The sequence below is a fragment of the Sphingosinicella soli genome (assembly GCF_014199685.1).
In the GTDB taxonomy this organism is placed as follows: Bacteria; Pseudomonadota; Alphaproteobacteria; order Sphingomonadales; family Sphingomonadaceae; genus Sphingosinicella; species Sphingosinicella soli.
The window spans coordinates 24,528-31,296 of sequence record NZ_JACHNZ010000046.1; the positions used below are offsets into that span (position 1 = coordinate 24,528).

At 67.2% G+C, this 6,769-nt stretch carries 7 protein-coding genes; 2 read left to right on the plus strand and 5 right to left on the minus strand.

Annotation, left to right across the window (positions count from 1 at the left end):
- Positions 1 to 20: 20 nt before the first annotated feature.
- The 4 genes from mmsB to GGQ98_RS15755 all read right to left on the minus strand — a co-directional run bounded on the left by mmsB (position 21) and on the right by GGQ98_RS15755 (position 5,066).
- Positions 21 to 914: a 3-hydroxyisobutyrate dehydrogenase gene (mmsB, locus tag GGQ98_RS15740; protein ID WP_184071221.1), complete on the minus strand. Its 894-nt coding sequence runs from the start codon at positions 912 to 914 to the stop codon at positions 21 to 23.
- A gap of 115 nt (positions 915 to 1,029) precedes the next feature.
- The gene (locus GGQ98_RS15745; protein ID WP_184071223.1) at positions 1,030 to 1,758 is read right to left on the minus strand and encodes a Bax inhibitor-1/YccA family protein; all 729 of its coding nucleotides are present in this window, start codon (positions 1,756 to 1,758) and stop codon (positions 1,030 to 1,032) included.
- 93 nt (positions 1,759 to 1,851) lie between these two features.
- A complete protein-coding gene (locus GGQ98_RS15750; protein ID WP_184071225.1) occupies positions 1,852 to 4,353 on the minus strand; it encodes an ABC transporter permease in 2,502 nt (833 codons plus the stop codon).
- Positions 4,350 to 5,066, minus strand: coding sequence for an ABC transporter ATP-binding protein (locus tag GGQ98_RS15755; RefSeq protein WP_243451943.1), 717 nt, complete (start codon positions 5,064 to 5,066; stop codon positions 4,350 to 4,352). The genes GGQ98_RS15750 and GGQ98_RS15755 overlap by 4 nt, the downstream gene beginning before the upstream one ends.
- An 11-nt stretch (positions 5,067 to 5,077) precedes the next feature.
- On the opposite strand from GGQ98_RS15755, the gene GGQ98_RS15760 reads away from it, so the two are divergent.
- Entirely contained in the window at positions 5,078 to 5,743 is a 666-nt protein-coding gene (locus tag GGQ98_RS15760; RefSeq protein ID WP_184071226.1) for an arylesterase, read from the plus strand.
- On the plus strand, positions 5,743 to 6,273 hold the full coding sequence (gene thpR, locus GGQ98_RS15765; RefSeq protein WP_184071228.1) for an RNA 2',3'-cyclic phosphodiesterase: 531 nt from the start codon (positions 5,743 to 5,745) through the stop codon (positions 6,271 to 6,273). The genes GGQ98_RS15760 and thpR overlap by 1 nt, the downstream gene beginning before the upstream one ends.
- Here the strand turns inward: thpR and GGQ98_RS15770 are convergent.
- On the minus strand, positions 6,237 to 6,755 hold the full coding sequence (locus GGQ98_RS15770; protein WP_184071231.1) for an arsenate reductase/protein-tyrosine-phosphatase family protein: 519 nt from the start codon (positions 6,753 to 6,755) through the stop codon (positions 6,237 to 6,239). The genes thpR and GGQ98_RS15770 overlap by 37 nt on opposite strands.
- Between the last annotated feature and the right edge of the window lie 14 nt (positions 6,756 to 6,769).

Consider the following 6,769-nt stretch of genomic DNA (forward strand, 5'->3'; position numbering starts at 1 on the left):
CGCCGCCCCGGGGATGGGGATCAGGCGCGCCAGCTGCCGTCGAGCATTTTGATGATGCCCGAAAAGTCCTTCGCGGCGCCGCCGAGGTTCGAGAAGGTCTGGTAAAGCGCTTCGGCCTGCGCGCCCATCGGCGTCGCGGCGTTCGCGGCCGCAGCGGCTTCCATCGCCAGCTTCAGATCCTTCAGCATCAGCGCGGCGGCGAAACCGCCTTCGTAATCGCGGTTGGACGGCGCGGCGGGAACGGGACCGGGCACCGGGCAATAGCTCGTCATCGACCAGCACTGGCCGCTCGCCTTCGAGGAAATGTCGAAGAAAACCTGCGGGTCGAGGCCCAGCTTCTGCGAGAGCGCGAAGGCCTCGCACGTCCCGATCATCGAGATGCCGAGCAGCATGTTGTTGCAGATTTTCGCGGCCTGCCCCGCGCCTGCGCCGCCCGCGTGGATCACCGCCTTGCCCATGTGCGCAAGGATCGGCTCGGCCTGCGCGAAGGCATCCGCCTCGCCGCCGACCATGAAGGTGAGCGTACCGCCCGCAGCCGCCGCGATGCCGCCGGAAACCGGCGCATCGACCATCGCGAACCCCTTTGCGATCGCCGCCTCCACCACCTTGCGCGCCGTCACGACGTCGATCGTCGAGCAATCCATGAACAAGGCGCCGGGCTTCGCCGCGCCGAACACTTCGCCGTTGTAGACCGCTTCGACATGCTTGCCCGCCGGAAGCATGGTGACGACGGCATCCGCGCCGGAAACCGCATCGGCGGCGCTTCCTGCAACCGCGCAGCCGTCGCTCCCGGCGCGTACGAGCGCATCGGCGCTGAGGTCGAACGCGCGCACGGCATAGCCTGCCTTCGCAAGGTTCGCCGCCATGCCCGAGCCCATGTTGCCGAGCCCGATGAATGCGATTGTCTGCGCCATGCCGATCTCCCCTTGGTCTTGTGAAAGGAAGGTCTAGCCACGCGCGGCCGCAAAAGAAAAGGCCCGGAGCGTCGAAACGCACCGGGCCTTTTTGCAGGTCGTAGCTGCGAAAATGCTATTCGCGGTTTCCGAAGAGCTGCAGCATGAACGTGAACATGTTGATGAAGTCGAGGTAGAGCGACAGTGCGCCCATCACCACGGCCTTGCCGATGAAGTCGCTGCCCGCGACCTGGAAGTACATGTTCTTGATGCGCTGCGTGTCATACGCCGTCAGGCCCGCGAAGATCAGCACGCCGATCACCGAGATGACGAACTGCATGACCGACGAGGCAAGGAAGATGTTCACCACGGTCGCGATGATGAGGCCGATGAGACCCATCACGAGGAACGTGCCGAAACCCGACAGATCCCTCTTCGTGGTGTAGCCGTAAAGGCTGAGACCGGCGAAGGCGCCTGCCGTGATGAAGAACATCCGTGCGATCGACGTGCCCGTGAAGGTCAGGAAGATCGTGGACATCGAAAGGCCCATCACTGCGGCAAAGGCCCAGAAAAGCCCCTGTGCTGCAGGCGTGGAGAGCTTGTGGATGCCGAAGCTGAGCACCATCACGAAGCCGAGCGGCGCAAGTATCAGCACCCACGCGAGCACGCCGCCCTGCGCGAAGACCTGTTCGGCCATGCCGCTGTTCGCGAACAGCATCGCGACGATGCCGGAAAGCAGCACGCCGGAGGCCATGTAATTATAGACCGACAGCATGTATTTGCGCAGGCCGGCGTCGAAAGCGACGCCCTCGGCCGTCGTTGCCGGGCGACCGTAAGCCAGGCGAGGATCCGTCTGGTTCACCATGTTATTTACTCTCCCATTCGCCGGGTCATCCGGCTCACATCGTGCAATATCGTGCGGATTGGTCCCGGCTTCAAGGAAAACCGGACGAATTCGCTATAAATTCCTCAGAGCCCGCGCCGGGCGGGCGCCGAGCGCGCTCCACGACCCGACCAGACTGAGCAGGAGAATCGCTGCGGCGCCCAGCACGACGGTGAGAATCACGGGCATCCAGACCGGCAGCCACTCCAGCTCGAAAACCTGCGTGACCACATACCAGCCCGCGGCCGTCCCCAGCCCGAAGGCGATGAGCGAAAGCACGAGCGCGAGCAGCGCATATTCGGCAAGCAGGCTGATGAGAACCTGGCGCCGCGTCGCCCCGAGCACCTTCAGCATCACCGAATCGTAGATGCGCGCGCGCCGCGCCGCCGCAATCGCGCCGACCAGAACCGCGATCCCCGCCGCGATCGCGACCGATGCAGCGGCGCGCACCGCCGTCGACATCTGGCCGAGGAGCACGCCCGCATTTTCAATGACGTCGCCGACACGGATCACCGATGCCGACGAGAACGCCCGCACGACGGCGCGCGACACGGCCGGAACCTCCGCCGGAGAGGTCACGATCGTCGCCATGTAGCTATGGGGGGCGCTTTCGATCAGGCCGGGCGAATACACGAGCGCGAAGTTGAAGCCGAGCGAATCCCAGTTGATCTCGCGGAAGCTCGTGATCGTCGCGGGAAGATCGACGCCGAGCACCGATACGGTGATTTCGTCGCCGAGCTTGAGGCCGAGCGCCTCGCCGACCTCCGCATCCATCGAGACGCGCTGCGGCCCGCTATAGTCTTCGGGCCACCATTGCCCCGAAACGATCCGGTTCCCGTCGGGCAGCGCCGCCGAATAGGTCAGGCCCCGGTCGCCGCGCAGAATCCACGCGCCTTCGGGGACATCCTTCATTTCCGAAACGAGCGTGCCGTTCACGGCGACCACCGGCCCGCGCAGCGAAGGCACGACGCGGATCGAGGCGCCGGGCGCTGCCTCCAGAACCGTCTTTCTGAACGTGTCGGCCTCGCCCGCCGGGATATCGACGACGAACAGGCTGGGCGCCTCGCGGGGCAGCGCTTCGTCGATCTGACGGGAGAGGTTGGTTTCGATGACGGCAAGCGTCGCGAACAACGTGAGCCCGAGGCCGAGCGCCACGACCAGCTGCCGCGTCATCGATCCCGGCCTGTGCAGATTGCCGAGCGCGAGCCGGAGCAGCGGCTGCTTCGGGCGCGGCAGGCGCGCGGCGAGCGCGCGGATACCAAGCGCAAGCACGGCGAGAAGCGCCATCAGCCCGAGCGCGGCGGCGATGAACGCGGCGGCGAACAGCGGCTCGCGCGCCTGCAAGACGGCAACGGCAGCGATCAGAAGCGCCGCGCCGAAGCTGAGCGCCATCACTTCAAGCGGAGGCCGTGCCATCCGCTCGACCCCGGCGCGGAACAGGCGCGCGGCCGGAACATCGCGCGCCTTCGCCAGCGGCCAGATCGCAAAGGCCGCCGCTGCCAGCAGGCCGTAGAGGATCGCGGTGAGGAGCGGCGCGGGGTGGAGGCCGAGTTCGGGCGGCACGGGCAAGGCATCCCCCGCGAACGCCACCACGATCGCGGGAACGAATGCGCCCGCCGCCGCGCCCAGCAGGACCGCGCAAAGCGCGATCAGGCCGACCTCGATCATGTAGATGCGAAAAATCATGCCCGAATCGGCGCCGACGCTCTTGAGCGCCGCGATCGAACGGGTTTTGCCGTCGAGATAGGAGCCGACGCCGTTGCCGACGCCGACCCCGGCGACGAGCAGCGCGGTGAGGCCCACCAGCGTCAGGAACTGCCCGAGCCGCTCGATGAAGCGCCGGGTGCCGGGCGCGCCGTTTGAACGATCCTGAATGCGCCATGCCGCATCGGGAAAGCGCGCATTGAGCGCCTCCGTCACCGAATCGGGCGACGCATCGGACGGCAGTTTCAGCCTGTAGTGCGTGCGATACAGGCTGCCGGGCTGGCGCAGGCCCGTCTCTTCGAGCGTTTCGAGCGACATGAGCAGTGTCGGCCCGAGCGTGAAGCCTTCGCCGACCTTGTCGGGCTCCTCGGCAAGCACGGCCGCGATCTTCGCGCGCGTATCGCCGATCGTCACCGTGTCGCCGACGCGCGCGCCGAGCCGGTCGAGCGCCGCCTGATCGACGGCGACGCCCTTTGCTTTCAGCGCTTCGCCAAGCGGCATCCCGCCTTCGAGCCGCAGGTTGCCGTAAAACGGATATGTCCCGTCGACCGCCTTCAGTTCGCCCAGAACGCTCTGCGCGCCGTCGATCCGGCTCGCCATCGCGCGCATCCGCACGACCTCGCCGACCTCGCCGTATTCGCGAAACGCCGCCACCTCGGCATCGCTCGCCTCCCGCTGGGTCAGCGCGACCTCGACATCCGCGCCCAGAATCGACTGCCCCTTTTCCGAAAGCGACGTGACGATCGCCGTGGAGAGGCTGCCGACGCCCGCGAGCGCGGCGACCCCGAGGAACAGGCAGACCGCGAGCAGCCGCAGACCGGCAAGCCCGCCGCGCAGGTCGCGCAGCGCCAGCTTCAGCGACAGGCTGTTCAAGAAACGGCCTCGCTCGCCCGGTCGCGCACGATCTGCCCGTCACGCATCTCGACGATGCGGCCGCACCGCGCCGCAAGCTCGGTATCGTGGGTGATGAGCACCAGTGTCGTGCCTTGCGCGCGCTGGCGATCGAAGAGCAGTTCGACGATCTCGTGGCCGGTCGCTGCATCCAGATTGCCCGTGGGCTCGTCGGCAAACAGCAGGCCGGGGCGCGGCGCAGTGGCGCGCGCGATGGCGACGCGCTGCTGCTCGCCGCCCGAAAGCTGCGAGGGGTAGTGCGTCAGCCGGTGGCCGAGACCGACCGCCTCCAGCTCGGCGCGCGCGCGCGCCTCCGCGTCGGCAACGCCGCCGAGCTCCAGCGGCACCGAGACGTTCTCCAGCGCGGTCATCGTCGGCAGCAGGTGGAACGCCTGCAGCACGATGCCGATGCGTCCCCGACGGGCGCGGGCGAGGCCGTCTTCGTCGAGCGCGCCAAAATCCTGCCCCGCAACGCCGATCCGGCCGCTGTTTGCACGCTCGAGGCCGGACAGCACCGCCATCAGCGACGACTTGCCGGAGCCTGAGGGGCCGAGGATGGCGACGCTTTCGCCGCGCGCCACGGAGAGGCTGACGCCGCGCAGGATTTCGACCGCGCCCGCGCCTTCGCCGAGCGTGAGGGTGACATCGCGTGCATCAATCACAATATTGGTGGGTGCCGAGGAGATATCGTTCAAGGGGATCCGCTTTGTCAGGTTCTGGCCGGTTACGTGATTATGGGGACGCCGCAGGCTTTGTCCAAGGCGCGATTGCAGCTTTTCTGCTGTTGTTTGTCGCCGCGACTCCGTCGTTTGCCGAAACGCGCACGATTGTTGCGTACGGCGATTCGCTGATGGCGGGGTATCAGCTGAAACCCGGCGAGGGTTTCGCGCCGCAGCTTGAAAAGGCGCTCAGGGCGAAAGGCATTTCCGCGCGCGTGGTGAGCGGCGCGGTTTCCGGCGACACCACCGCTGCGGGCAAGGCGCGCGTGGCGTGGGTGCTCGGCGGGATGAAAACGAAGCCGGATCTCGTCATTCTCGGCCTCGGCGCCAACGACATGCTGCGCGGGCTTCCGCCCGCACAGGCACGCGCCAATCTCGATGCGATGATCGCGGACTTCAAAAAACGCGGCAGCAAGGTGCTCGTCGCCGGAATGCTTGCCGCGCCCAACCTGGGCAAGGCCTATGCGACGGAGTTCAACGGCATGTATCCGGCGCTCGCGAGGAAGCACGCCGTGCCGCTCTATCCGTTCTTCATGAAGGGCGTCGTCGCGAACAAGGCGCTGCTGCTGGGCGACGGCATGCACCCCAATCCGGCGGGCGTGTCCGTGATCGTGAAGGGTATCCTGCCGAGCGTCGAGGCGGCGCTGCGCTAGTGCACCGGCTGTTCGTCGGGATCGATCTGCCCCGCGCGGTGAAGGATGCGCTCGTCGCGCGCATGGGCGGCGTGCTCGGCGCGCGCTGGCAGAGCGAGGACCAGCTTCACCTGACGCTGCGCTTCGTGGGCACGGTCGATACGCATACGGCCAATGCCGTCGCCGAAGCGCTTGCGGCGATCCGCGCGCGGGCGTTCGATCTTGCCACGGCGCGTCCGGGCATTTTCGAGCGCAAGGCCCGCATCGAAACCTTGTGGGTCGGCGTCGAGCCGCAGGAACCCGTGAAGGCGCTGCACAACAAGGTCGACCGCGCGCTCCAGATGGTCGGCATCGCGCCCGAAACCCGAAGCTACCTGCCCCACATCACGCTGGCGCGCTTTTCAGGCACCGCCGGACCGCTCGACGCGTTCCTGCGCGAAGGCTTTCCGCCGGTCGAATTCAGCGTGGACGCGATCAGCCTGTTCGAAAGCCGCCTCACCACCGAGGGCGCGGACTACAGCGTCGTCGCGCGCTGGCCGCTCATCGCCTGAAGCAGGCCGCGCGCGCCGGCCTCCACGAGCCGGAAGGTCTCGGCAAAGCCTTCGTCGCCGCCGTAATAGGGATCGGGCACATCGCCGCCCTCGGCATGATCGAGCAGCAGCGACAGCGCCGCGCCCGCGCCGTCGGGCCGAAGCTCCAGAAGATCGGCGAGGTTCTTCGCGTCCATCGCCACGATATGATCGAAGCGGTGGAAATCCTCTTCCGTCACCTGCCGCGCCCGCAGCATCGAGATGTCCAGCCCCTGCCGCAGCGCTTCGGCCTGCGCGCGCGGATCGGGGGCGCGGCCGATGTGCCAGTCGCCCGTACCGGCGCTGTCGATCGCGATCGGCGCGCCCTGCGCCTCCACCAGCCGCCGCATTGCGCCCTCCGCGAGCGGCGAGCGGCAGATGTTGCCTAGGTGTTTGATCCCAGGCTTTGATGGTGCATTATTCAGCCAGCAATGGAAGGATGCGCTATGGGACAGATACTCCATGGGAGCGCCACAAC